Origin of the sequence: Streptomyces sp. SID13666 (assembly GCF_010548325.1) — a bacterium.
In the GTDB taxonomy this organism is placed as follows: Bacteria; Actinomycetota; Actinomycetes; order Streptomycetales; family Streptomycetaceae; genus Actinacidiphila; species Actinacidiphila fildesensis.
Genome location: NZ_JAAGLX010000143.1, coordinates 1 through 753, shown reverse-complemented (window position 1 = coordinate 753; position 753 = coordinate 1). Strand labels below are relative to the sequence as shown.

The 753-nt window shown below is 70.7% G+C and carries 1 protein-coding gene; it reads left to right on the top strand.

Going from position 1 to position 753, the window contains the following annotated elements; all coding sequences use genetic code 11:
• Positions 1–68: 68 nt before the first annotated feature.
• A partial coding sequence (locus tag G3I60_RS43785) for a DUF4097 domain-containing protein (RefSeq protein WP_164608558.1) occupies positions 69–753 on the top strand: 685 nt, incomplete at its 3' end.

Genomic DNA, 753 nt, shown 5'->3' with positions numbered 1-753 from the left:
TGTCGTGACGTACCCGGTCGTCGGCCTGCCGTTCGTCAACCCGTCCGTTCACCTAGGGGGTCCGCACCATGTCCACCACATCCACGTCCGAGTGGTCCGTCAAAGAGCCCGGCAACCTCGCGTTCGCCGAGCCGATCACGGGCCTGCACGTACGCATCGTCAACGGAACGGTGAACGTGGTGGGCACGGAGGAGAGTTCCGCCCGTCTGGAGGTCACCGAGATCGAGGGCCCACCCCTGGTGGTGACCCAGGAGGACGGCGTGCTGACGGTGGCGTACGAGGACCTGCCCTGGAAGGGCTTCCTCAAGTGGCTGGACCGCAAGAGCTGGCGCCGCTCCGCGGTGGTGTCCCTGACCGTCCCGGCTGCCGCGCGCGTCGAGGTGGGTGTGGTCGGCGCCGCCGCGTTCGTCTCGGGGGTCGCCGGGCCGACGGTGGTGAAGGGCGTCACCGGCGACACGACACTCGTCGGCCTCTCCGGGCCGGTCCGCGCCGACACCGTCTCGGGCAGCCTGGAGGCCCAGGCGGTCACGGGTGATCTGCGCTTCAACTCCGTCTCCGGCGACCTGACCGTCGTGGAGGGCTCCGGCCCCTCGGTGCGCGCGGAGTCGGTGAGCGGCTCCATGATCGTCGACCTCGACCCGGAGGGCCCGACGGACGTGCAGCTGACGAACGTCTCGGGCGAGATCGCCATCCGGCTCCCGCATCCGGCGGACGCCGAGGTGGAGGCCAACACGGCGAGCGGCAGGATCTCGA